This window comes from Bifidobacterium sp. W8104 (genome assembly GCF_016100735.1).
Classification (GTDB): Bacteria; Actinomycetota; Actinomycetes; order Actinomycetales; family Bifidobacteriaceae; genus Bombiscardovia; species Bombiscardovia choladohabitans.
Map to the genome: position 1 here is coordinate 1973850 of NZ_JACFRW010000001.1, position 23977 is coordinate 1997826.

Annotated in this window: 19 protein-coding genes and 4 tRNA genes; 16 read left to right on the forward strand and 7 right to left on the reverse strand. The window is 64.2% G+C overall.

What is annotated here, in order from left to right; all coding sequences use genetic code 11:
- Positions 1–14: 14 nt before the first annotated feature.
- Both tal and tkt read right to left on the reverse strand, forming a co-directional pair.
- Positions 15–1124 (reverse strand): transaldolase, encoded by a 1110-nt coding sequence (gene tal / locus H3U89_RS07795; RefSeq protein ID WP_198179656.1) that lies wholly within the window; start codon positions 1122–1124, stop codon positions 15–17.
- A 155-nt stretch (positions 1125–1279) separates the two neighbouring features.
- Positions 1280–3382, reverse strand: a complete 2103-nt coding sequence (gene tkt, locus H3U89_RS07800; protein ID WP_198179654.1) for a transketolase — start codon at positions 3380–3382, stop codon at positions 1280–1282.
- Positions 3383–3566: 184 nt separating this feature from the next.
- Between tkt and hrcA the strand changes: the two genes are divergently transcribed.
- Together hrcA and dnaJ are read left to right on the forward strand one after the other, a co-directional pair.
- On the forward strand, positions 3567–4640 hold the full coding sequence (gene hrcA, locus H3U89_RS07805; RefSeq protein ID WP_144085722.1) for a heat-inducible transcriptional repressor HrcA: 1074 nt from the start codon (positions 3567–3569) through the stop codon (positions 4638–4640).
- A gap of 84 nt (positions 4641–4724) precedes the next feature.
- Entirely contained in the window at positions 4725–5861 is a 1137-nt protein-coding gene (dnaJ, locus tag H3U89_RS07810) for a molecular chaperone DnaJ (RefSeq protein ID WP_198179652.1), read from the forward strand.
- 10 nt (positions 5862–5871) lie between these two features.
- Here dnaJ and H3U89_RS07815 read toward each other — a convergent pair whose 3' ends face one another.
- On the reverse strand, positions 5872–6666 hold the full coding sequence (locus H3U89_RS07815) for a fructosamine kinase family protein (protein WP_198179650.1): 795 nt from the start codon (positions 6664–6666) through the stop codon (positions 5872–5874).
- A gap of 145 nt (positions 6667–6811) precedes the next feature.
- Between H3U89_RS07815 and H3U89_RS07820 the strand changes: the two genes are divergently transcribed.
- The 3 genes from H3U89_RS07820 (at position 6812) to H3U89_RS07830 (ending at position 12431) form a co-directional block, all read left to right on the forward strand.
- The gene (locus H3U89_RS07820; protein WP_029678827.1) at positions 6812–7687 is read left to right on the forward strand and encodes an undecaprenyl-diphosphate phosphatase; all 876 of its coding nucleotides are present in this window, start codon (positions 6812–6814) and stop codon (positions 7685–7687) included.
- A gap of 477 nt (positions 7688–8164) precedes the next feature.
- The gene (locus tag H3U89_RS07825; protein WP_198179648.1) at positions 8165–11023 is read left to right on the forward strand and encodes an InlB B-repeat-containing protein; all 2859 of its coding nucleotides are present in this window, start codon (positions 8165–8167) and stop codon (positions 11021–11023) included.
- A 754-nt stretch (positions 11024–11777) separates the two neighbouring features.
- Entirely contained in the window at positions 11778–12431 is a 654-nt protein-coding gene (locus tag H3U89_RS07830; RefSeq protein ID WP_198179646.1) for a helix-turn-helix transcriptional regulator, read from the forward strand.
- Positions 12432–13047: 616 nt separating this feature from the next.
- On the opposite strand, the gene H3U89_RS07835 is transcribed toward H3U89_RS07830, so the two are convergent.
- From H3U89_RS07835 to H3U89_RS07850, 4 genes are all read right to left on the reverse strand, one after another.
- Positions 13048–13120 (reverse strand) — tRNA-Val (locus H3U89_RS07835).
- 31 nt (positions 13121–13151) lie between these two features.
- A tRNA-Val gene (locus H3U89_RS07840) sits at positions 13152–13223 on the reverse strand.
- Positions 13224–13246: 23 nt separating this feature from the next.
- Positions 13247–13317: transfer RNA gene (locus H3U89_RS07845), tRNA-Cys, on the reverse strand.
- 27 nt (positions 13318–13344) lie between these two features.
- Positions 13345–13417, reverse strand: a tRNA-Gly gene (locus H3U89_RS07850).
- A 162-nt stretch (positions 13418–13579) separates the two neighbouring features.
- Here H3U89_RS07850 and H3U89_RS07855 point away from each other — a divergent pair.
- From H3U89_RS07855 to H3U89_RS07905, 11 genes are all read left to right on the forward strand, one after another.
- Positions 13580–14410, forward strand: a complete 831-nt coding sequence (locus H3U89_RS07855) for a PAC2 family protein (RefSeq protein ID WP_045924425.1) — start codon at positions 13580–13582, stop codon at positions 14408–14410.
- A 76-nt stretch (positions 14411–14486) separates the two neighbouring features.
- Positions 14487–16532, forward strand: coding sequence for a threonine--tRNA ligase (thrS, locus tag H3U89_RS07860; protein WP_198179644.1), 2046 nt, complete (start codon positions 14487–14489; stop codon positions 16530–16532).
- Positions 16533–16535: 3 nt separating this feature from the next.
- Entirely contained in the window at positions 16536–17210 is a 675-nt protein-coding gene (pgsA, locus tag H3U89_RS07865; protein WP_198179642.1) for a phosphatidylinositol phosphate synthase, read from the forward strand.
- A 4-nt stretch (positions 17211–17214) separates the two neighbouring features.
- On the forward strand, positions 17215–18225 hold the full coding sequence (locus H3U89_RS07870; RefSeq protein ID WP_198179640.1) for a phosphatidylinositol mannoside acyltransferase: 1011 nt from the start codon (positions 17215–17217) through the stop codon (positions 18223–18225).
- A complete protein-coding gene (locus H3U89_RS07875; RefSeq protein WP_198179638.1) occupies positions 18200–19486 on the forward strand; it encodes a glycosyltransferase family 4 protein in 1287 nt (428 codons plus the stop codon). The genes H3U89_RS07870 and H3U89_RS07875 overlap by 26 nt, the downstream gene beginning before the upstream one ends.
- A 61-nt stretch (positions 19487–19547) precedes the next feature.
- On the forward strand, positions 19548–20303 hold the full coding sequence (locus H3U89_RS07880) for a YebC/PmpR family DNA-binding transcriptional regulator (protein ID WP_045935369.1): 756 nt from the start codon (positions 19548–19550) through the stop codon (positions 20301–20303).
- A gap of 4 nt (positions 20304–20307) precedes the next feature.
- Complete coding sequence (ruvC, locus tag H3U89_RS07885) at positions 20308–20889, forward strand: crossover junction endodeoxyribonuclease RuvC (protein ID WP_198179636.1); 582 nt, start codon at positions 20308–20310, stop codon at positions 20887–20889.
- 43 nt (positions 20890–20932) lie between these two features.
- Positions 20933–21544 carry a Holliday junction branch migration protein RuvA gene (gene ruvA, locus H3U89_RS07890; RefSeq protein WP_198179634.1) on the forward strand — a complete coding sequence of 204 codons (612 nt, stop codon included), beginning with the start codon at positions 20933–20935 and terminating at the stop codon, positions 21542–21544.
- Positions 21545–21547: 3 nt separating this feature from the next.
- Positions 21548–22624 carry a Holliday junction branch migration DNA helicase RuvB gene (gene ruvB / locus H3U89_RS07895; protein WP_232345611.1) on the forward strand — a complete coding sequence of 359 codons (1077 nt, stop codon included), beginning with the start codon at positions 21548–21550 and terminating at the stop codon, positions 22622–22624.
- A 66-nt stretch (positions 22625–22690) separates the two neighbouring features.
- Positions 22691–23269 carry a preprotein translocase subunit YajC gene (locus H3U89_RS07900; RefSeq protein WP_198179632.1) on the forward strand — a complete coding sequence of 193 codons (579 nt, stop codon included), beginning with the start codon at positions 22691–22693 and terminating at the stop codon, positions 23267–23269.
- Positions 23270–23377: 108 nt separating this feature from the next.
- On the forward strand, positions 23378–23962 hold the full coding sequence (locus tag H3U89_RS07905) for an adenine phosphoribosyltransferase (protein ID WP_198179630.1): 585 nt from the start codon (positions 23378–23380) through the stop codon (positions 23960–23962).
- Positions 23963–23977 lie beyond the last annotated feature (15 nt).

Sequence of the window (23977 nt, forward strand, 5' to 3'; positions counted from 1 at the left end):
TGACAGTCAGGCGCTCAGCCGTTGACGCGGTCGATGCCCTTCTGCACGTCGGCGAGGACCGAATCCCAGGAGTCGATGAAGGCGGCGACGCCATCGGCCTCCAGCTTGTCGGTCACGTCCTTGATGCTGATGCCCAGGTCAGCCAGCTTCTGCATCACCTGGTGGCTCTCCTCGTAGGTGCCCTTGACCGAGGGAGCGCCGTTGCCGTGGTCGGCCAGGGCGTTCAGGGTCTTCTCAGGCATGGTGTTGACCACGTCAGGGGCCACCAGCTCGTCCACGTACTTGCAGTCGGAGTAGGCGGCGTTCTTGGTGCCGGTGGAGGCCCAGAGCGGACGCTGACGCTTGGCGCCCTTGGCTTCCAGGTCGGCCCAGCGGGGATCGCTGTCAAAGGCCTTCTCGAAGAGTTCGTAGGCCAGGCGGGCGTTGGCCACAGCGGCCTTGCCCTCCAGGGACTTGGCCTCGTCAGAGCCGTTGGCCTCCAGCAGCTTGTCGACCGCAGTGTCCACGCGGGAAACGAAGAAGGAGGCGACCGAGCCCATGCGCTTCAGGTCATGGCCGTTCTTGTCGGCCTGGACCATGCCCTCGATGAAGGCGTCGATGACCTGCTTGTAGCGCTCCAAGGAGAAGATCAGGGTCACGTTGACCGAGATGCCCTTGGCCAGGGTGGCGGTGATGGCAGGCAGACCCTCCAGGGTGGCGGGAATCTTGATCATGGCGTTGGGACGGTCGACCTTGTTCCAAAGCTCTTCGGCCTGCTTCTCGGTCTCTTCGGTGTTGTGGGCCAGACGAGGATCGACCTCGATGGAGACGCGTCCATCCACATAGTCGGTCTTCTCGGCAACCTCGCGGAAGATGTCGGTGGCGTTGCGCACGTCGGTGGTGGTCAGCTCGCGGACGGCCTCCTCGACGGGGATGCGGCCCAGCTGCTTGAGCTGTTCGTCATAGGGACCCACCTGGCTCAGGGCCTTTTGGAAAATCGAGGGGTTGGTGGTCACGCCCACCACATTGCGCTCGGCGATCAGCTGCTGCAGATTGCCCGACTCGATGCGGGTGCGGCTCAGATCGTCCAACCAGATCGAGACACCTGAATCGCTGGTGCGCTGGGTGTTTGCATTTTCTGCCATCTTGTCACTCCTTATTTGGGTTCCCGATGGAATCACATTCACTATGCACTACCGGGAAGTCTGTTGCTGTATTCCCGCAGGCCCGCGTTTCGGGCGTGCCTGCAGGGGAGGGGGCCGGCGTCGCGGACGGCCCCCGATTGATCACGATGCCGGGTTCAGCGGGCCCGACGGACTTCCTCCAGGGAGGCCTGTGCTGCTTCGACCACATGATCGGCGGTGATGCCCAGGTCGCGCATGTTCTCGTCGCCGCTGCCCTGCAGGCCGAACTGCTCGATGGAGACAGGCTTGCCATAGCTGCCCAGGTACCTGTACCAGGGTGTGGCCAGTCCGGCCTCAACGGAGACGCGGGCCTTGACGGAGGCGGGCAGAACGGCTTCCTTGTACTCGTCGTCCTGCTCCTCGAACCACTCCAACGAGGGCACGGAGATGACGCGGGCCTTGACGCCCTGCTCGGCCAGGTTCTTGGAGGCGGCCACAGCGTGCTGCACCTCGGAGCCGGAGGCCATGATCAGCACGTCGGGCTGGCCCTCGGTGTCGACCAGCACGTAGGCGCCCTTGCGCACGCCCTCGCGGGCCTTGGCCTTGGTCTCCTCCAGGGTGGGCACGCCCTGCCTGGTCAGGATCATGGCCGTGGGGTGGGTGTTGTCCTTCTCGAAGAAGGCGCGGTAGGCCTCAGCGGTCTCGTACTGATCGGCGGGGCGCACAACCTCCATCTGGGGGATGGCGCGCACGGCGGTCAGGTGCTCGATGGGCTGGTGGGTGGGGCCATCCTCGCCCAGGGCCACGGAATCGTGGGTCCACACATACAGGTTGGGGATGTCCATCAGGGCGGCCAGGCGCACCGAGGGGCGCTCATAGTCGCTGAACTGGAAGAAGGTCCCGTTGTAGGGCCTGGTGTCCGAACCCAGCAAGATGCCGTTGGTGATGGCGCCCATGCCGAACTCGCGCACGCCGAAGTGCAGCTGGCGGCCGTACTTGCTGGCCTTGGGCCACTGGACGGTCTTGTCGGCCTCGGGGGCGAAGGAGACGGCACCGTTGATGTTGGTGTTGTTGGAGCCACCCAGATCGGCGGATCCTCCCCAGAGCTCGGGCATGATGGGAGCCAGGGCGTTGATGACTGCGCCGGAGGCCTTGCGGGTGGCCACCTTGGAGCCGGGCTCGAAGCCAGCCTCCAGGTCGTCCAGGGCCTTGTCGAAGCCCTCGGGCAGCTTGCCGGCATGGATGCGGTCGTAGAGGGCAGCCTTGTCGGGGTTGGCCTTGCGCCAGGCCTGGTACTTCTCGTCCCAGTCCTTGTGGGCGGCCAGACCGCGCTGGGCGACCTCGCGGGCGTGGGCCAGGGCCTCCTCGTCGATCTGGAAGCTCTGCTCAGGGTCGTAGCCCAGGGTCTTCTTCAGGCCGGCGACGGCCTCGGCGCCCAGGGCTGAGCCGTGGGCTGAAGGATCGTTGGTCTTGCCGGGGGTGGGCCAGGCCATCAGGGTGTCCACCTTGATGAACTTGGGCCGGTCGGTGACCTGCTCGGCCTTCTCCAGGACGGCAGCCAGGCCCTCGACGTCCTCCTTGTAGGAGCCGTCGGGCTGGATGAAGCTGAACTCGTCGGTGTACCAGCCGTAGGCCTGGTAGCGCTTGAGGATGTCCTCGCCCAGGGCGATGCGGGTGTCGCCCTCGATCTGGATGTGGTTGGCATCGAAGATGACGGTCAGGTTGCCCAGGCGCTGGTCGCCGGCCAGGGAGCTGGCCTCGGAGGAGACGCCCTCCTCGACGTCGCCCTCGCCGCAGATGACCCAGACCTTATGGTCGAAGGGGGACTGCCCCTCGGGTGCGTCCGGATCCAGCAGACCGCGCTCATAACGCTGACCATAGGCGAAGCCCACGGCCGAGGCCAGACCCTGGCCCAGTGGGCCGGTGGTCATCTCGATGCCGGGGGTCAGGCCGTACTCTGGGTGGCCGGGGGTCCTGGTGCCTGCGGTGCGGAAGCGCTTCAGATCGTCCAGGGTCAGTCCGTACCCGGAGAAGTAAAGCTGCACGTACTGGGTCAGCGAGGCGTGGCCGCCGGAGAGAATGAACCGATCGCGCCCAACCCAGTCAGGGTCGTTGGGGTCGTGACGGATGAAGTGCTGGTAGAGCGCGTAGGCGATGGGCGCCAGCGAAATAGGGGAGCCGGGGTGGCCGCTTCCGGCCTTCTCGACCGCGTCGGCCGAGAGGACCTTGGCCATCTTGACAGCCCGCTCATCGAGTTCGGACCATGTGAAATCTGCCATATGGTGCTGCTTTCCTTCCAATCTAGAGGTCTTCATGTTCGACTTGTGTCGAAAATGTTCGATTACCTTCACAATGCGTTTCCATCGTATCGGTTTGAGACGACACAATTCGGCTCTTCGCACGACGTTTTGGCACTCTCATGGCCCGAGTGCTAATAATGAAACCATGACGGAAGGAGCGACATTGCCTAATACCAGACGCATGCTGGTGCTACGCGCGGTCGTCGAGGACTATATTCGTTCTCGCGAGCCGGTAGGGTCAGGTTCGCTCACCAGAAATCATCAGCTTGGAGTCAGCTCCGCCACCGTGCGCAACGACATGGCGGCTTTGGAGAGCGAGGGCTACCTGGTCCAGCCCCACACCTCGGCCGGCCGCATCCCCACCCAGAAGGGCTACCGTTACTTCGTCGACAGGCTGGCCACCATCGTGCCCTTGTCCGCCGCACAACGCCGGGGGATCAACGCCTTCCTGTCCGGGTCGGTCAACCTTGAGGACACCCTGCAGCACGCCGCCCGGCTTCTGGCCCAAATCACCGGGCAGATCGCCGTAGTGGCCTCGCCCTCCCTGGCCAGCTCGAACCTGCGCCGGGCCGAGCTTATAGGACTGAGCCGGGGGACCGTACTTATGGTGGTCATCACCGACACCGGCCGGGTGGTCCAGCGCACCCTGCACGGGCCCCTGCAGGAAGACCCGAACGCCCTGGCGGACCTGTCCGACAAGATCAACAGACAATGCCAGGACCTGCCCCTGGACCGCGCCGCCGACCGCTGCCGCATGCTGGCCGACTCCCTCACCGAGGGCCGAGACAAGTCCATGCTGCGCCTGGTGGCCACGGTCTTCGACGAGATGGCCACGCGGGAGCAGACCAGCGGCCTCTACATGGCCGGCACCTCCCAGCTGACCCACAGCCAGGCGGTCTCCCTGGGGGATCTGGGCTCGCTGCTGGACGCCCTGGAGGAACAGGTGGTGCTCATGCGGCTCATGCGGGCCCAGAGCGAGCTCTCACGTGAAAGCAACGGAGTCAGCGTGGCCATCGGCACCGAGACCCGGACCCCGGAGCTGGCCCACGCCTCGGTGGTGACCAGCGGATACGGGCATGCCCGGTCCAGGCAGACCGACGGCTCCGAAGCGGACGAGCCCGTGGCCTTCGTGGGTTCCATCGGCCCGACCCATATGGACTATCCGGCGACCATGAGCGCGGTTCGTGCCGTGGCCTCCTATCTGACCGGTTTCCTGGCCGGCGACGGGGAGCCGTGACCGTCAGGGCAGCAGCATAAGTCATAGGTATCGTGGGCCCATGCAACTATGGGTCGAGAGGGCATCAAACGAAAAGGATGATCGGTGGCAGATTACTACGAGGTTTTGGGAGTCGAGCGCGGCGCGAGCGATCAGGACATCAAGCGCGCCTATCGCAAGATGAGCCGCAAGTACCACCCGGACATCGCCGGGCCTGAATACGAGGACAAGTTCAAAGAGGTCAACAGCGCCTACGAGGTGCTCTCCGACCCCGAGAAGCGGCGCATGTACGACGCGGGCGTGGACCCCAACGATCCCCAGGCCTCCCAGGGGGGCAGCCCCTTCGACATGGGCGATGTCTTCAACCAGTTCTTCGGCGGCGGCTTCGGAGGCACCACCCAGGGGCCCATTCCGCGCACCCAGCCCGGCCGGGACGCCCTGGCCCAGGTCTCCGTGGACATGAAGACCGCCATCTTCGGGGGCGTGGTACGCGCCCCCATCAGCACCTACGGCCTCTGCCAGGAATGCGGCGGCTCGGGGGCCCAGAAGGGGACCTCCCCGGTGACCTGCCCGGTCTGCAACGGCAAGGGCTATGCCCAGAAGGTGGTACGGACCCTGCTGGGTCAGATGATGAGCCAGGCCCCCTGCGAGCGGTGCGAGGGCCACGGCACCATCATCGAGCACCCCTGCCCGGTCTGCAACGGCCACGGCCGTGTGCCCACCCGCCGCGAGGTGGGAGTCAACGTTCCCGCAGGGGTGGCTGACGGCTCCCGGCTGCGGCTGGCCTCCCAGGGCGAGGTGGGTGAGGGCGGCGGTGCCGCAGGCGACCTGTATGTGGACATCACCATCAAGCCCGACAAGCACTACACCCGCAGCGGCCAGGACCTGCACTGCTGGATTGCCGTGCCCATGACCTGGGCCGTGCTGGGCCACCAGGTCGACCTGGAGACCTTCGACGGCCAGCGCAAGGTGGACATCCCCGCCGGCTGCCAGCCTGACCAGGAGATCACCATCAAGGGCCTGGGCGTCACCAGGCTGGGCAACCGGGAGGAGCGCGGCGACATCATCGTCCACGTACTGGTCCAGATTCCCACCAAGCTGGATGACGATCAGCGCCGCCTGATTGAGGACTTCGCCAACAGCCACGACTCCGAAGCCAAGCAGGTCCCGCAGAGTGCCAAGCCTGCCGGAGTCGGGGGCCGCAAGGGGATCTTCGGCAAGCTCAAGGACATCTTCAGCTGAGTCGGCTGAGTCAGCCCAGCAGCGACCGGCACATGGACCGGTACTCGCTCACATAGCCGCCACCGAAGAAGGCGCAGTGCCCGGCAATGGCGTAGAGCTGCCAGAGCGTGGTCCGGTTCTGGTAGCCGGCCGCCAGGGGATGCACGCTCTGGTAGCCGTCCAGAATCTGCCCCAGGTAGGGGATGCCGAACAGCTGCAGCATGGCCAGGTCCTCCTCGCGGTGGCCGCCGTGGGCCGCAGGGTCGATCAGGACGGCCTGGGTGTTCCCGTCGTTCCTGGTCCACATGACGTTCCCGCTCCAGAGGTCCCCGTGGACCCGGGCGGGCTTGTCATTGGCGGCAGCGCCCAGCAGCTCCGGCAGGGCCTGGATCACCTCTTCGGTCATCTTCATGTCATCGCGGTTCAGGGCGCGCCGATCCATGGCCATGCCCACCATGGGCTCCAGCCGCCCCTTGGCCCAGTAGGTGGCCGGGTCGTCCCAGGCACCCACGTCCATGGGCAGCGGATCCTGCAGGGGTCCGAAGTAGCAGGTGCCCGTGTAGCCCTCGGGCGCGGAACCGAAGTGGTCGGCCCCGGCATCATGCATGTGGGCCAGCTGGGCGCCAAAGCGGTAGGCCGCTCCGGGCGTGGGGGAGGCGGAGGTCACCTCCTCGATGTCCAGGTAGTCCGGGCCCCAGTCGTAGACGTCCACCACCCGGGGACCGCCCTGCGCCTGGGCCTGGCCCAGCCATTGAAGCCCGCGCCCCTCGCACTCGAAGAATCCTGCCGGGGCCCCGCCCCTGGATTTTCTGTAGGTCTTGGCCATGATGATCCACACCCCTGTTCGTCGAGTCGTCGATTCCGACAAGACCCATTGTGGGCATTCTGCGAGACATGCCCGGCCCTTGGCTCTGCCTGCCCTGCGCGGTGGCTATGCTTGCCATTGTTGTCCGACATAGCAAGAGGGGTCCATGAATTTCTTCGAAGCCATTCTGTTCGGCCTGGTGCAGGCCCTGACGGAGTATTTCCCCGTCTCATCCAGCGCCCATATCCGCATCGTGGGCGGCCTGCTGGGCCAGGACCCGGGCGCGGCCTTCACAGCCATCATCCAATTCGGTACCGAGCTGGCGGTCCTGCTCTACTTCCGGCATGACATTGCCCGCATACTGACCCACTGGTTCCGCTGCCTGGCCGGCAAGGACGGCTCCTCCTGGCGTGAGCGGATGGGCTCCAAGGACCATGACGCGGCCCTGGGCTGGTACATCATTCTGGGCACCCTGCCCATCGTGGTGGCGGGCCTGCTCTTCCAGAAGATCATCGAGACCAAGCTGCGCAACCTCTGGATCACCGTGGTGGTGCTGATCGTCTTCGGCCTGCTGCTGGACTACTTCGACCGCCACGGCCGCCAGAACAAGGAGATCCGCCAGATGAGCGCCCGCGACGCCCTGCTCTTCGGCATCGGGCAGATGCTGGCCCTGATCCCCGGCGTATCCCGCTCGGGTGGCACCATGACCTTCGGCCGCGCCCTGGGCTACACCCGCGAGTCCGCCACCCGGGTCAGCTTCCTCATGGCCATCCCCGCCGTCTTCGGCGCCGGCATCCTCGAGACGGTAAAATCCTTGAAGAACATCAACGCGGACGCCGCCTTCCCCGGCTGGGGGGCCACCATCTGCGCCACCGTGGTCAGCTTCCTGCTGGGATACATCGTCATCATCGCCTTTTTGAAGATTGTCTCGCGCTTCTCCTACCGGGGATTCGTCATCTACCGGATCGGCCTGGCCATCTTCGTGGCCATCATGCTCATGGTCGGCGCCCTGCCCGCAGTGGGCGGCGTGGCGGCCAGCTGAGCCAGAGTGAACTACCGGGTGATTCGACGCTCATATGGCTGCGTGATACGATTTGCTCATGCGCTGCCCATGGTTGCGGGGGACTGGGTCAGCCAAGCGTTTTGAATCCTTTGGGGAGGTTTGTTGTGGTTTCGTCGTCGACGTCTGCCGGTTCTCGTACGCATAGGTTTGGCCTGCGGCCGCTCATGTCAGCATTGGTGCTGATACCCCTGCTGCTGACCGGCATGGCCACCGGCACCGTCTTCGCCTCCGGCTCAGATGTCAACAGGGGGGGGGGGTCGCTATACCGCTCAGGCAGATAACGGTTCCCTGAGCGATCTACAACCATCTAATCTGCCTTCCCCGTCGCCGCTGAAGGCGTCGTCTGCTTCTTCCTCCCCTGTTCAAACCCCGACAGGATCTTCCCAATCCCTTGGAATCTCGCCATCCAGCTCTTATTCACCTGCTGGGATCCAGTCTACTGCTGATTCTCATACTGTGGTGTTCGACCCTGCCGATGGAAGCAAAGCGGAACGTGTAACTGTGCCGGATGGCGCTTTGGTTTCGCCGCCTGCTGATAATCCGAAGCGCGACGGCTACCGTTTCAACGGCTGGTCCGAGCATGACGCGATGATGGATTTCCGCACCCCGATCACCAGGGACATCACCTTGAAGGCCAAGTGGACCCAGGTGACTGATTGGGCGCTCAGCCCCGACCATGGTCCGGCTTCCGGCGGCACCAGCATCACCATCACACCCCCGAGTGCGGACTCACCCTCGTTCAGCACCTTGGAAGCCCATGACGACAAGCTGATCGGCGTGACCGGCGATGGCCGCCTGTACATCTGGACATCAAAGGCTGAAATGTCTGTTCAGGTGCCGTCACCTCAGGGCGAACGCGGTGACGTGCGATTCATGACTGGAATAGTTGGCCATAACGGCTTCGCGGCCTTGAGCAGGGACCACCGCATCTACACCTGGAGCAAAGGCGGGGATACGCCTGCCTTGCTTGACGCAGATTCCACGACGTACACCAGCATTGCCATGGCTTCTGGCCAGCTCATAGCAGTGAATCAGGATGGCCGTATACGCACATGGACCAGCATGGGGAAGCTGACAGGAAAGGCCATAAGCCTGCCCAACCAGGCCTCAGCAATCAAGGTGGCTGGCAATGCTGATCGCCTGCTCGCCATGGACAGCAAGGGCAAAATCTGGGCTTGGAAGCCGGGTGCCATTGATACCGATCAGATCCAACTCGTCAAGATTAATTACCGAATTGTTCAGATATCAGCCACGAATCATGGCTTTGTGCTTCTGGACTCAACCGGCCAGACCAGTTATCTGGACAACAGACAAACCCAGCCAGAATTGCTGATTATGCCCGACCATTCTGCCGTCGCAGCAATAAGCAGTGACGCTACACAAGCAGCGTTGGTTGACACCAAGGGTCTTGTCTGGGCCTGGAAGCCCGGCGAAGCCCCCAAGCGTGCGGACGACGGGAGCCAGCAGTACGTGCAGGCTGCAAGCACCGGCGGCGGGATCGCCGCCATCAGCAGGCAGGGCGGCATGCTCACATGGAGCATGAACCCTCAAAACAACCCAGACAAGCCAGCAAGAGTCAGCACCGCCACAGCGCCCATCCTGGAATCAGCCAGCCTGGACGGCCAGGCGTTGCCGCTCAGCAGGAGCAATGGCTCCTGGCAGGCGGACATGCCCGCCCATAAGCCCGGGCAAGCCGCTATCCTTATCACTGGCAGGCAGGACGGGCAGCCTTTCGCCAGGAGCCTTGCGTACACGGTCGACCAGCCGCTGACCAGAGGTGCCGGACAACGATCCGCGTTCACGGTCCGCTTCGACACGGGCGGCGGAAGCCCGAAACCAGCGGACCAGACTGTCTCCTCCCCGTACGGGAGGGTGAAGCGGCCCTCCCCCGACCCTGTGCGTGAGGGCTTCCTGTTCGACGGATGGTTCATTGGCGAGGTCGCCTACGATTTCAGCAGGCCCGTCGACAAGGACCTGACCCTGGCCGCCCGCTGGACGCCGGCAGGCCGGAACACCAAGTGGAGCATCAGCCCTAATAAGGGCAGCCAGCTGGGCAGGGAACCCGCCACCATCACCCCGCCCGACAGCGCCAGCCGCGGCATCAGATTCAGCCAAGTCAGCGGATCAACAAACTCCAGCTATGGTTTTTCCTTGGCGGTGGGCAGCGACGGCAACGCCTACGCCTGGGGATACAACTACTATGGCCAGCTCGGCGACGGGACGGGAGACGACAAGCATGCGCCGGTCATGGTGAGAACGCCCGACCGGAAGACGTACCCGGACCTGCCAGCGGATTTCACCTACCTGCAGGTCAGCGCCGGAGGCTCTCATTCCCTGGCCCTGGGCAGCGACGGCAACGTTTACGCCTGGGGAAACAACTACTCTGGCCGGCTCGGCGACGGGACGGGCACCAACCAGCATGCGCCGGTCAGGGTGAAGACGCCCGACCGGAAGACATACCCGGACCTGCCAGCGGACTTCACCTACCTGCAGGTCAGCGCCGGAAGCGCTCATTCCCTGGCCGTGGGCAGCGACGGCAACGCCTACGCCTGGGGATGGAACGACTCTGGCCGGCTCGGCGACGGGACAAGCAGCAGCCGGTACACGCCGGTCAGGGTGAAGACGCCCGACCGGAAGACCTACCCGGACCTGCCAGCGGACTTCACCTACCTGCAGGTCAGCGCCGGAGCCACTCATTCCCTCGCCCTGGGCAGCGACGGCAACGCCTGGGCATGGGGAAACAACGGCAATGGCCAGCTCGGCAACAACAGCTACAGCTCTTCGTATGTTCCTGTGCGCGTGCGCGACCCCGCCAGCCCCACCGACACGAGCAAAGGGCTCAAAGCCGCACAGGTCAGCGCCGGATCCCATCTTTCGCTGGCCGTGGGCAGCGACGGCAACGCCTGGGCATGGGGCAACAACAGCAGTGGCCGGCTCGGCGACGGCAGCACAGACAGCAAGTCGGCTCCTGTGCCGGTGTCGTTCAACCTGGCTCTGGTGATCACCGGCGTCAGGTTCGACCAGACCGCCGTATCAGGACTGACGCGCGGCGACGGCGGCAGCGTCACCGTGACAACTCCCGCACACCAGCCGGGCCCGGTCACGGTCAGTGTGGACTACACGCTGGGCGGCGCACCCCAAACGCCGGACACCTCCCTCAAGTACACGTACCTGCCAGCAGGCGTGCTCCCCAAGGCCGGAGGGGAGGGCATCCTGCTCGCCCTGGCCACCGGCATGACCGGCATGGGCGGCGTCCTCGCCTCGCGCCGCCACCGGCAGGAGACACGCCAACTGGTTCACGCTTCGCACGAGTAAGAGCGGCCGGGCGGCGTATCAATCCCCCAGCCCCCGGCCCACACAGGGGGAGCAGGGAGGAAACGTGCCAATCAAGGCTCAAACCCCAAGAGAGCCCGACACTTCCCTCCCGCGCCCCCACCACACTTCTGTAGGCGGAAGCCGAGGGCAGGCATGCACGCCCCCGTACCCGCCTGGGAGAGAGGGGAAACACGGCCGGGCAGGCCAGGAGGCTTAACCGCCCCCAGCCAGCCCGGCCGCTGTTTATCCATTCAGACATGTGTCGTATCAACTTGTTTAATTTCTTTGACAAAGTGGCCTTTAGATACAACCGATCCCAAAATACGTGACCAGACTCACATTGTTCATGCACTTTGTCCTAGGCGCGTTACAGGTACTTATCCTCAGCTTCTGAATCATTCGGTTCCCCTTGATTACCAGGTGTCCGCTCTCATCCTGTCCTGCAGGATAGGTGGGAAGCGTCTTCGCTACAACGCTGCGTCCGTTACGACTGGCCGGGTTTGCGAAAAGCAAGATTCAGCCGCTTTCGTGCGCTACCATGAAAACTCCTTCGGTACTTCGGCTCTCCTGCGGCCTCGATAGGCCGTATGCAACGGACAGAAGTGCGCAAAAGAAGGTCTAATATACGGGAGTAGAGGAGGCCGATTGGCTGGTATGGAGGTGATGGACCATATCACGCCATCCAATGCCTTTCGCTTCCCGCAGCACCAACCGGTGGCTACAAGCCGCCCTGTTAGGATGTTGAGGATCAGCCATGCATTTCACAGTAGACAACCTTGAAGAGGTATTTCCCCTGGCAGAATTCATAGCCGATTCCTTCGGTCCCATGGCCGAGATTGTGGTGCATGACATCACCCGCCCGGAGAATTCCATCGTCTTCATCCGCAACGGCCAGCTCTCCGGACGCTCCCTGGGCGACGGGATTACGGATCAGACGCTCCAACTGGCCATACGGGCCGACCAGGACGGGGCCGACTTCGTCTCCGACTACCGTGGGCGCCGCCTGAACAAGCATGAGTTCCGCGTCTCCTCCTACCTGATCCGCAACCAGGAGCAGACCGTCATTGGCCTGCTCTGCATCAGCATCAACATCACCGAGCTGCAGCAGGCGGCGCATGTGCTGCAGACCCTGTCCTCGATCGACTCCAACGATGTGCAGATCTCCACGGAGACCTCCCGCCGCCACGTGAGCGAGGAGCCCGCCGAGAACATCCGCAGGATCACCAGGGATGAGATCCGCCAGTTCAACATCCCCATGGACAAGCTGACCAAGCAGGACAGGCTGGACATCATCCGCAACATCAAGGACCGGGGCATCTTCCTCATCAAGGGCGCGGTAGGCATCGTAGCCCCCGAGCTCAAGATATCGATTCCCACCCTCTACCGGTACCTACAGGCCCTCAAATAGGGCCTGAAAAGTAAAACCCCCGGCGGCAGGAGAGGGGGGTATATTTCTGTGCCGCCGGAGGAGCTTTACAGCGCGGCCGCCGCCATTGGCGACAACCGGAACGTGGCCACGCAAACAGACCACGCAAGTATTACATAGATAAAACAGGGAGCCCACAGTTTCCTCAAGCTGTGATGCATTGCAGAATCAGCCAGGCTAGTTACGTGCCCTCATTGGCCTAGGCCTTTCTTCATATTATCACCTCTTCAAGGATGCATCAGGTACTCCCGTTTCTGGCAGGTCCCCCGACCTGTTGCTAAGAGCAAATTATCACAAGGTCCCGGACATGCTCAACACTCCGTTCGCTATATGCCGCAACAACCGGCATTGCAAGGGGCGGTTTGTGCACAATTCAGCGGAGTCGGCTACCTAAAGCGAGCCCGAAAACTAAATCTCAGCTGGTCTGCTAACAATAATTTATTACCTGAATTTCCGCAGAAGGAATCATTAGCCAGGGATCATTAGCCAGGGATCCTCGGGGATTCGATCACTGACAATTCAGAAGGTTGGTTGGCTGCCAATCGTTGACTGAGAACCGTTACCGGATGGAAGATAGGGGAGAAGTGGAAAATCCAGGTGGGCGATGCAGGAATCGAACCTGCGACCCCTTCGGTGTGAACGAAGTGCGCTAGCCGCTGCGCCAATCGCCCGGATTGGGAAAGACCACCGAAGTGATCCTTGTGGGCGATACTGGATTCGAACCAGTGACCCCTTCCGTGTCAGGGAAGTGCGCTACCTCTGCGCCAACCGCCCGGGTCATTCTCGTTTCGAGAGAGAGGTGGGTACGAGAGTCGAACTCGTCTATACGGCTTTGCAGGCCGCTGCCTAACCGCTTGGCTAACCCACCGTATTGGTTAAACTGCTCGAAACCTCGAGCGGGCAACGGGACTCGGACCCGCGGTCTCGACCTTGGCAAGGTCGCGCTTTACCAACTAAGCTATGCCCGCACTTTCAACTTTCACCGTGGTGGTGACTGCCGAAGCACGTTGCACTACTGTAGCGTAGACCTCCGCACTTGGCAAAAAGCGCGTGTCGCCGCGTCATAGAGCCACCCTCCGCTGATGGCAAAGCCGCGAAATACAAGGCTTCCTACCGGTAGGGTGAGAGGTATGAGTGAAGAAGCCAGGCAGCACTGCACCATGGTGGCCGCCTTCGATGGCTGGAACGATGCGTGCTCAGCCTCGACCAACGTCATCCGCCACCTGTTGAACGTCTACGAGTCCCACGAGATCGGCAGCATTCCGGGCGACGGGTTCTACGACTACCAGATGTCACGGCCCATGCTCTGCCATGTGCAGGGTCGGCGGCGGATCATCTGGCCCTCCGCCAAGATCTACCGGGTGCGGATTGATGACACCCACACCCTCCTGCTGGAGATGGGCCCGGAGCCCAACTACCACTGGAGCGACTTCTGCCGGCGCAGCATCCACTGGGCCGAGGACGATGAGGCCGAGGCCATCATCACCCTGGGCGCCATGTTCGCCGACTGCCCCCACACCAGGCCCCTGCCCATCGACGACCTGGCCGGCGACCAGCCTAAGACCGACACCGACGGCCACTCCGGCCCCATAGGCATCCCCACCGTTCTGGACGCCCTAGCCACCCAGGACGGCTACAGCACCGAGTCCATCTGGGTCTCCGTTCCCCAGTACCTGGGCAGCGACGAGTGCGCCCAGGGCACCCTGCAGCTGCTGCAAAGGCTCTCGGCCATGCTCGGCGTCCACCTTGACGAGGGGGAGCTGCCCCGCAAGGCCGCCGAGTGGAAGGCCCAGGCCGGCATGCTCCTGCGCTGCAACGACGACCTGGCCAACTACGTCCACCGTCTGGAGATGGATGTCGACCAGGCCCAGGTGGACGAGCCGGCCGCCGAAGAGCTGGTCCGGGAAGCCGAGGATTACCTGCGCTCCATGGGCAACAAAGGCCCCTCCTTGTCTGAGTGACGACCTAGGCTGTGGCTCGATAACCATGTCCAGCCTGCACCCTGTAACGCGGGCTCCGATAGCAAGGACGGCATTCATGACACAGTCGAGCATCTCCATCATCGTCAAGGGCGAACGGAAGGAGGTGGCGGCGGATCAGACTGGCGTCCAGCTTTTTGCTGACGACAAGGACATCATCGCCGTCGACCTCAACGGGCAGCCACGCGACCTCTACACACCCCTGCACGAGGGCGACAAGGTCGAGCCCATCACCCTGGAGAGCGACCAAGGGCTGGCCATTATGCGACACTCGGCCACCCACGTCATGGCCCAGGCCGTCCAGGAGATCCGCCCGGACGCCAAGCTGGGCATCGGCCCGGTCATCAAGGACGGTTTCTATTACGACTTCGACGTGGACAAGCCTTTCACCCCCGACGACCTCAAGCAGATCGAACAGCGGATGAAGCGGATCATCAAGTCCTCCCAGAGCTTCCGCCGGCGCGTGGTCACCGAAGAAGAGGCCCGCAAGGAGGAGGCCGACCAGCCCTACAAGCTGGAGCTGATCGGGGCCAAGGAGGCCGAGATCAACAGCGAGGAGGCCACCGAGGTGGCCACCGGCGGCGAGCTGACCATGTACGACAATCTGGACCGCGAGGGCAACACGGTCTGGAAGGACCTCTGCCGGGGCCCCCACCTGCCCAACACCCGCTACATCCGCTCCTTCAAGCTCATGCGCACGGCCGCTGCCTATTGGCGCGGGGACGAGAAGAACCCCATGCTCCAGCGCATCTACGGCACCGCCTGGGCCAACAAGGACGACATGAAGGCCTACACCGCCCGTCTGGAGGAGGCCGCCCGCCGCGACCACCGCAAGCTGGGCGCCGAGATGGACCTCTTCTCCTTCCCGGACGAGATCGGGCCCGGCCTGCCCGTCTTCCACCCCAAGGGCGCGGCCGTCATCAACGCCATGGAGGACTACTCCCGGGAAATGCACCGGCGCAACGGCTACTCCTTCGTGCAGACCCCGCACATCACCAAGGGCCACCTCTACGAGATCTCGGGCCACCTGCAGTGGTACAAGGACGGCATGTACCCGCCCATGCACCTGGACGAGGAGAAGGACGCCAACGGCAAGGTCACCCGCCAGGGCTTCGACTACTACCTGAAGCCCATGAACTGCCCCATGCACAACCTGATCTTCAAGTCCCGCCAGCGCTCCTACAAGGAGCTGCCCCTGCGGCTGTTCGAGTTCGGCACCGTCTATCGCTACGAGAAGTCCGGCGAGGTCCACGGCCTGACCCGCGTACGCGGCCTGACCCAGGACGACTCCCACATCTACTGCACCCGGGACCAGATGAAGGGGGAGCTGACCAACCTGCTCCAGTTCGTGCTCAAGGTCTTGAAGGACTTCGGCCTCAACGACTTCTACCTGGAGCTGTCCACCAAGGATCCCAACAAGTTCGTCGGCTCCGACGAGGTCTGGGAGGAGGCCACCAACACCCTGGCCGAGGTGGCCAAGGACTCCGGGCTGGAACTGGTCGACGACCCCGAGGGCGCCGCCTTCTACGGGCCCAAGATCTCCGTGCAGGCCCGCGATGCCATCGGGCGCACCTGGCAGGTCTCCACCATTCAGCTGGACTTCAACCTGCCCGAGCGCTTCCAGCTGGAGTACATCGCCGCCGACGGCTCCCACCAGCGGCCGGTCATGATCCACCGCGCCCTCTTCGGCTCCATCGAGCGCTTCTTCGCCATCCTGCTGGAGCACTACGCCGGCGCCTTCCCGGCCTGGCTGGCCCCGGTCCAGGTGCAGGCCGTGCCCGTGGCCGATGAGTTCGCCCCCCACCTGGAGCACCTGCTGGACCAGCTGCGCGACGACATGGTCCGCTGCGAGATCGACCGCTCCGACGACCGCTTCGGCAAGAAGATCCGCAACGCGGCCAAGTCCAAGGCCCCCTTCATCCTGATCGCCGGCGAGGAGGACGTCTCCAAGAACGCGGTCTCCTTCCGCTTCCGCGACGGCAGCCAGCTCAACGGGGTGCCCGTGGAGCAGGCCCGCGCCTGGATCAACAAGGCCATCAAGGTCCGCGCCCAGATCAACTCGGCGGACGACTTCCGAGCGAACACCTCCTGCAGTCAGGACTGACCAATGTTCGAGCATCTACGACGCCCCTGGAAGCGCATCATCGCCCCCATCGCCCGCGGCCTGGTTCGTCTGGGCGTGAGCGCCAACGGTGTCACCATCAGCGGAGCCGTAGGCACCACCATGGTCGCCATCGCGACCGGGTTCACCGGCTGGCTCCTGCCCGGGGCCATCGTCCTGGCCATTCTGGTGGCCTTCGACTCCCTGGATGGGTCCGTAGCCGCGCTGACCGGCGGTGGCACCCAATTCGGAGGCTTCCTGGACTCCACCCTTGACCGGATAGCCGACTGGGCCGTCCTGGCCGGGGTCATCATCTACCTGCGCCGCCACGAGCTGGCCTGGGTGGCCGATGGCAGCCACCAAGGTCCCGACATCTGGGCCCAGGTGGGCATGGCTGCAGCCCTCTTCGCCATCATGACCTCCTTCGTCACCTCCTACGCCCGGGCCCGGGCCGAGGCCGAGGGCTTCGAGGCCAAGAACGGCATCGCCACCAGGTCCGACCGGCTGGTCGTCATCCTGGTGGGCATGGCCCTGACGGGAGCCGGGCTGCCCCTGGCCGTGCTCAGCTGCTTCCTGATCCTGCTGGCTCTGCTGGGCATCGTCACCGTCTGGCAGCGGATCAGCCACGTCGCCAAGGACATGGGCCGCAACCCGCAGCCCGCCAATCCCAACCACGAGTGAGCCTATGCCGGACCGACTGCTCATCTTTCTGGCGCAGCACGCGCGTCTGGTGCCCGAGGGGCTGCTGCGCGGCCTCTTCCTGGCAGCGGCCGACCTATGTTGGCTGTTCCGGATAGGCGGCGTCAGACAGCTGGAGCGCAACCTGGCCCATGTCATGCCGGAAGCCGACCGTCGCAACCTGCGGCGCACCTCACGCCAGGGCATGCGCTCCTACTTCGTCTACTTCGTCGAGGCTCTGACCGTGGGGGCCCGCACCAAGGAGCAGCTGCTGGCACGCATACACGGCGGTGGCAGCGCCTACCCGGATCCGGCCAAGAGCGACATCGGTCTGCGATCCCTGCCCATCGGCATGGGCCACCAGGGCAACTGGGACTACGCGGGCTTCTGGGCCTGCTCCACGGTCGGCCAGGTCACCACGGTGGCCGAGCGGCTGCGGGACCAGGGCATGCTGAACACCTTTGCGGACATCCGTCGCCGCCTGGGCATGAACATCCTGCTGACCGGCGAGCCGGACATCACCGGCCGTCTGACGACCCTGCTGCGGAAGCCTGACCAGGTGGTGCCCCTGCTGGCCGACCGCGACCTGAGCCGCCGAGGCGTCTTCGTCAAGGCCTTCGATTCCTGGATTCGCGTGGCCGCAGGTCCTGCCGTCATCGCCTTGGATGCCCGTCTGCCCCTGTATACCGTGAACATGCACAGGGAAAAGCTGACGGGGGAGCGCCGCCGGCAGGCCAAGGCCCCCTACGGCTATGTCTGCCAGGTGGACGGGCCCATCGCCATCGAGCCCTACCTGGACATGCCCCGGGAGCAGGCCATCAACGACCTGACCCAGGCCTGGGTGGACCAGTGGGCCCAGGGCATTCGCGAGCATCCCGAGGACTGGCACATGCTCCAGCCGATTTTCCTCGAGGATCTGGATCTTTCCCGGATGCACGACCTACCGGACTTCATCCTGGCCCAGGCATCCGAGAACAAGGGAGGTGACGGGCTTGAAGGCACCCGAACAAAGGCCTGAGCGGGAGCCGGAGCGGGCCGCCATCAAGGCGCCTCTGCGGGTGGGGATCATCTCGCCCTACTCCTTCGAGACCCCGGGCGGCGTCCAACTGCACATCCGCGACTTCGCCAGGCATCTTATGGAGCGCGGCCACCAGGTGCAGGTTCTGGCCCCGGGCCGACGCACCCAGGACATGCCCCTCTGGGTGCAGACCACCGGCTCCTCCTTCTCCATTCCCTACAACGGATCCGTGGCCAACCTGAGCTACTTCGGCGTGGCCGGCCACAAGACCCGGCAGTGGGTCAGACAGGGCCACTTCGACATCCTGCACCTGCACGAGCCCGAGGTGCCCTCCCTGAGCCACAAGCCCCTGCGGCCGGGATTCATTCCCTGCCCCTATGTGGCCACCTTCCATGCGGCCTTCGATTCGACCCCGCTGGCCCTGAGGCTGACCAGACGCTACCTGCGCCGATACCTGGCCAACATCAGCCAGGCCATCTTCGTCAGCCCATCGGCCATGCAGAATGCCCAGAATCTGCTGGAGCCGGGCATACCCAGCCAGATCATCCCCAACGGCATCGAGACCAGAGCCCTGCGCAATGCCCGGCCGCGCCCGGAATGGCAGGGGAGCGAGCGGGAACCCACCATCGGATTCCTGGGCCGGATGAAGGAGGAGCGCAAGGGGTTCAGGATTCTGGCCCAGGCCGCACCCGCCATTCTTCGGCGCGTGCCCGGTGCCCGCTTCCTCTGTGCCGGTGACGGCCAAACGGAGGCGCGGGAGTTGCTCGAAGCCGTCGATCCCGGACTGGCCCGGCACTTCACCTTCCTGGGCCGGATCAGCGACGAGGACAAGGCCTCCTTCTACCACAGCCTGGGCCTGTATGTGGCCCCGCAGACCGGGGGAGAGAGCTTTGGCATCGTGCTGGTCGAAGCCATGGCGGCAGGCTGCCCGGTGGTGGCCTCGGACCTGCCAGCCTTCAAGGATGTCTCCCAGAACGGCCACAGCGCACGTCTGTTCGCCAATGAAGACCCCCAGGACTGCGCCAGGTCGGTCCTTGAACTGCTGGACGACCGACCCACGCGCCTGGAACTGGCCTCGTGCGGAATGCGCCGGGCCAGCGACTACGACTGGGAGCGGGTCACCGACCAGGTTCTGGATGTCTATGCCCGTGCCCTGGCGGCCCGCCCCGACCATCGCCGTGGCCTGCTGGGCAGGCTGGTGGGCCGCCGGGCTGGTTCTCCTTACGATGAAGCCCCCACGGAAGGGCCTGAAAACCCGTAAAATTGTCGAAGAGCGGAACTAGAATTCCATTCGTTTACGCATTCGTACCGTCAGGAGACATATGTCAGGGCATTCGAAGTGGGCGACCACCAAGCACAAGAAAGCAGCCATCGACGCCAAGCGTGGCAAGCTCTTCGCCAAGCTGATCAAGAACATCGAGATCGCTGCCCGCACCGGCGGCGGTGACCCCGACGGCAACCCCACCCTCTACGACGCCATCGTCAAGGCCAAGAAGTCCTCCGTGCCCGCAGACAACATCACCAGGGCCGTCAAGCGCGGCTCGGGCGAGGAGGCCGGAGCGGCCAACTACGAGAGCATCGTCTACGAGGGCTATGCTCCCGCCGGCGTGGGCATCATCATCGAATGCCTGACCGACAACCGCAACCGCGCGGCCGCCGAGGTCCGTTCCACCCTGACCAAGGGCGGCGGCTCCCTGGCCCAGAACGGCTCGGTCAGCTTCAACTTCGAGCGCAAGGGCCAGATCATCGTCCCCTCGGAGGGCCTGGACTACGATACGGTCTTCGAGAAGGCCGCCGAGGCCGGTGCCGAGGATGTGCAGGACAACGGCGAGAGCTACACCGTGCTGACTGCCCCCGGCGACATGGTCAACGTCCGCAAGGCCCTGCAGGATGCGGGCATGGACTACGACTCCGCCGACCTGGTCCTCAACCCCAAGAGCGAGGTCACCCTGGACCTGGACTCCGCCCGCAAGGTCTCCAAGCTGATCGACAACCTGGACGACCTGGACGACGTGCAGGAGATCTACAGCAACTGGACCGCCCCCGACGAGGTCATGGCCCAGTTGGACGACGAGTGACCCTATGATCGTTCTCGGCGTCGACCCGGGGCTCACCCGATGCGGCGTTGGCGTCATTGAAGCCGGTGCATCGCGCCGGCTTTCCTTTGTTCATGTGGACGTCGTGCGCTCAGACCCTGAACAGAGCCAGGACCTGCGGCTGCTGACCATCTATCAAGGGCTGACGGCCGCCCTGGACCGTTTCAGCCCCGACGTCGTCTCCATCGAGCGGGTCTTTGCCCAGTCCAATCACAACACCGTGCTGGGAACCGCCCAGGCGGCCGGACTGGCCATGCTGGGGGCGGCGCAGCGTGGGATTCCCGTGGCCCTGCACACCCCTACCGAGGCCAAGATGGCTGTGACCGGCAATGGCCAGGCCGACAAGATCCAGGTGCAGCGGATGGTGGCCCGCATTCTCGGGCTCAACCAGCTGCCCAAGCCCGCCGATGCCGCCGACGCACTGGCCCAGGCGATCTGCCATGCCTTAAGGCCTGCCGGGGCCATCCAGGGCGGGGAACGCGAGGAGCATCTGACCCAGGCCCAGCGTCAGTGGGCCGAAGCCTCTGCCGAGTACGGCAGGTACCGGGGAGTCCAGCGAGACATGTAATCTGATTCGAACAGACGTTCGAATTCCATCGAGGGGTGATCAAGTGCTGGCAATGCTGACCGGGCGGGTGGCCGCCATCGAAACAGGCTATGCCGTCATCGATGTTTCGGGGGTGGGTTTCGAGGTGCGCATGCCCCAGTCGGACCTGGCCTCCATGCGGGCCGAGTCCACGGTCACCGTCTACACCGCCCTTTCCCTGACCCAGGACGCGCTGACCCTCTACGGATTCCTCAGCCGCACCTCCAAATCCCTCTTCGCCCAGCTGCAGAAGGTCAGCGGCATCGGGCCCCGCGTGGCCCTTTCCATCCTCGCCACTCTGAACTCGGACCAGCTGGCCCAGGCCGTGGCCGACGGCGATGCTGCGGCCCTGTCCCGGGCGCCTGGCCTGGGCAAAAAGGGCGCTCAGAAGATCATCCTCGAACTCTCCGGCAAGCTGGATCTGGATGCCGGCACAGGCAGGCAGGGACCCGCCCAGACCGATGATGGCGCCCATCAGGTGGTGGAGGGGCTGATCTCCCTGGGTTGGATGCAACGTGATGCCGAGCAGGCCGTGGAGCAGACCTGCAGCGAGGGCGGCTACTCCCTGCCCCTTCAGTCGGCCGACATTCCCAAGGTCCTCAAGCAGGCCCTGACCCGGCTGGACAGGGGGCGCTGACCCATGGCTGACAAGCAGATGTCCACGGGGTACATCGACTCCCAGAATGGCGACGCCCAGGAGGAATCCCTGCGGTTGGTCTCGGCCCGACCCATCGAAGGCGAGCCGGTCAGCGACGAGGAGCTGCGTCCGGAAACCCTGGACGGGTTCATCGGCCAGCCCCGGCTCAAGGCCCAGCTGGGACTCTTCCTGAAGGCCGCCAAAAAGCGTGACGTGGCCCCGGATCACATCCTGCTGGCAGGCCCTCCAGGCCTGGGCAAGACCACCCTGGCCATGATCGTCGCCCACGAGCTGGAGGTGCCCATCCGCGTCACCTCGGGCCCGGCAGTCCAGCACGCCGGCGACCTGGCCTCCATCCTGAGCTCCCTGGAAGCCGGCGAGGTGCTCTTCATCGACGAGATCCACCGCCTGCCCAGGGCCGCCGAGGAGCTCCTCTACATCGCCATGGAGGATTTCCGCGTGGATGTCATGGTGGGCAAGGGCCCTGGCGCATCCTCCATTCCGCTGACCCTGCCCAGGTTCACGGTCATCGGCGCCACCACCCGTGAGGGCATGCTGCCCTCGCCCCTGCGGGCCCGCTTCGGCTTCACCGCCCACCTGGACTTCTACCCGGAGGAGGAGCTGGAGAAGCTGGTCGAACGGTCGGCCAGGGTCCTGGGCATCGTTCTGCAGGATGATGCCGCCCATCAGCTGGCCCTGCGCTCCCGTGGCACGCCCAGGATCGCCAACCGCCTCCTGCGCCGGGTGCGCGACTGGGCCATAGTCCACGATCTTGACCAGGTCGGCCCTGACGATGTCAAGCAGGCCCTGGCCCTCTACCAGATCGACTCCGAGGGGCTGGACCGTCTGGATCTGGCCGTCCTCAAGGCCATCGTCAACAGTTTCGACGGCGGACCCGTGGGCCTGAACAACCTGGCCGCCATGGTGGGCGAGGAGGCCGAGACGGTGGAGACGGTCTGTGAGCCCTACCTGGTACGTGAGGGCTTCCTGGTACGCACCCCAAAGGGGCGTGTGGCGACCTCCAAGGCCTGGGAGCACCTGGGCCGCAAACCGCCCGAGGATGTCATGAAGCTGTTCTAGACTGGGGTCTTCGCAGCAATGCATAGCGCCGTTTGATACCCGTCGAAACAAGGAGTGGAAACAACCATGGGATCCATGATTTTCATGATCGTCATCATCGCCCTGATGATCGCCATGATGTGGGGAAGCTCCCGCAAGAGCAAGCAACAGCAGGCCGCCGTCCAGGACTTCCGCCAGTCCCTGCAGCCCGGTGACGAGGTCGCCACCACCACTGGTCTTCTGGGCAAGGTCGTCTCCGTTGACCTGGAGAAGGAGCAGGTGGTCATCGACTCCGAGGGTTCGCAGTCCCGCTGGCGCATCCAGGCCATCACCAAGCCTCCCATCGTCCCGGCCTACGTCCACGACGACGAGGTTGACGAAAACGGCAACCCCCTGCCCGAGCAGGTCGAAGGCCAGTCCGAGGATGCGGACGCCCCCGCCGAGGTCACCGCCGCCGACGATACCGCCACACAGAACTTTGCCGCCTCCGAAGGCAAGGATGATGCACAATCCAAGTCGTCGGATTCCGAACCGGAGCAGGAAGACGAATCAGACAAAGCCAGGACTGCTGAGGAGTCCGATGACGCTGCCGACTCGGAGGCATCCAAGGATTCCGCCGAATCCAAAGAATCCGAGGCTTCGGATTCGACTTCTGCCAAGTCCTGAAACTTATACGCGCGCCACACCTTCCGTCGGGCTGACTCTGAACGGAAACGCGGCGCGCGTATGATGGCCCCGGCAACCACTTCCAAGGAGCAAAACAGAAAGAAGATCATGGCTCAATCGGACGATATCAAGGTTGGAGAACTTAAGCAGGTGGGCGATGATGACGCCGCTTATCTGATCTCATTGATCCGTACCATTCCGGACTTTCCCAAGAAGGGGATCCTTTTCAGGGACTTCATCCCGGCCATGTCAGATCCCAGGGGATTGGCCATCATCCTCGACGCCATGAAGCGCACCCTGCCCGTCAAGCCAGAGGACTTCGACCTGGTGGCCGGGCTTGAGGCACGCGGCTTTCTGATCGGCCCCCAGCTGGCCTGCGACCTTGGCAAGGGCTTCCTGCCGATGCGCAAGGCCGGCAAGCTCCCTGAGCCCACCTACAGCCAGGAATACGACCTCGAATACGGCAACGCCCGAATCGAAATCGAGCAGGGCTCCCTGAGCCAAGGCCAGCGAGTCCTGATTGTCGACGACCTGATCGCCACCGGCGGTTCCGCCCAGGCTGCTGCACATCTGGTGGAGCAGGCCGGAGGCCGGGTGGCTGGTTTCAGCTTCGTCATGGAACTCAACGGTCTGGACGGCCGCAAGGCCCTGGGCGACTACCCGGTGACCTGCCTGATGAACATGCCCGCCTGAGCGCGATTGGGGGAC

What these genes read in the sequence shown, in the direction of transcription:
- H3U89_RS07855 (WP_045924425.1), top strand. Translation starts at nt 13,580, where the DNA reads ATGAGTGAAGAAGCCAGGCAGCACTGCACCATGGTGGCCGCCTTCGAT.
- thrS (WP_198179644.1), top strand. Translation starts at nt 14,487, where the DNA reads ATGACACAGTCGAGCATCTCCATCATCGTCAAGGGCGAACGGAAGGAG.
- H3U89_RS07880 (WP_045935369.1), top strand. Translation starts at nt 19,548, where the DNA reads ATGTCAGGGCATTCGAAGTGGGCGACCACCAAGCACAAGAAAGCAGCC.
- H3U89_RS07815 (WP_198179650.1), bottom strand. Translation starts at nt 6,666, where the DNA reads ATGGCCAAGACCTACAGAAAATCCAGGGGCGGGGCCCCGGCAGGATTC.
- ruvB (WP_232345611.1), top strand. Translation starts at nt 21,548, where the DNA reads ATGGCTGACAAGCAGATGTCCACGGGGTACATCGACTCCCAGAATGGC.
- tkt (WP_198179654.1), bottom strand. Translation starts at nt 3,382, where the DNA reads ATGGCAGATTTCACATGGTCCGAACTCGATGAGCGGGCTGTCAAGATG.
- pgsA (WP_198179642.1), top strand. Translation starts at nt 16,536, where the DNA reads ATGTTCGAGCATCTACGACGCCCCTGGAAGCGCATCATCGCCCCCATC.
- ruvC (WP_198179636.1), top strand. Translation starts at nt 20,308, where the DNA reads ATGATCGTTCTCGGCGTCGACCCGGGGCTCACCCGATGCGGCGTTGGC.
- tal (WP_198179656.1), bottom strand. Translation starts at nt 1,124, where the DNA reads ATGGCAGAAAATGCAAACACCCAGCGCACCAGCGATTCAGGTGTCTCG.
- H3U89_RS07830 (WP_198179646.1), top strand. Translation starts at nt 11,778, where the DNA reads ATGCATTTCACAGTAGACAACCTTGAAGAGGTATTTCCCCTGGCAGAA.
- H3U89_RS07870 (WP_198179640.1), top strand. Translation starts at nt 17,215, where the DNA reads ATGCCGGACCGACTGCTCATCTTTCTGGCGCAGCACGCGCGTCTGGTG.
- H3U89_RS07900 (WP_198179632.1), top strand. Translation starts at nt 22,691, where the DNA reads ATGGGATCCATGATTTTCATGATCGTCATCATCGCCCTGATGATCGCC.
- H3U89_RS07820 (WP_029678827.1), top strand. Translation starts at nt 6,812, where the DNA reads ATGAATTTCTTCGAAGCCATTCTGTTCGGCCTGGTGCAGGCCCTGACG.
- H3U89_RS07905 (WP_198179630.1), top strand. Translation starts at nt 23,378, where the DNA reads ATGGCTCAATCGGACGATATCAAGGTTGGAGAACTTAAGCAGGTGGGC.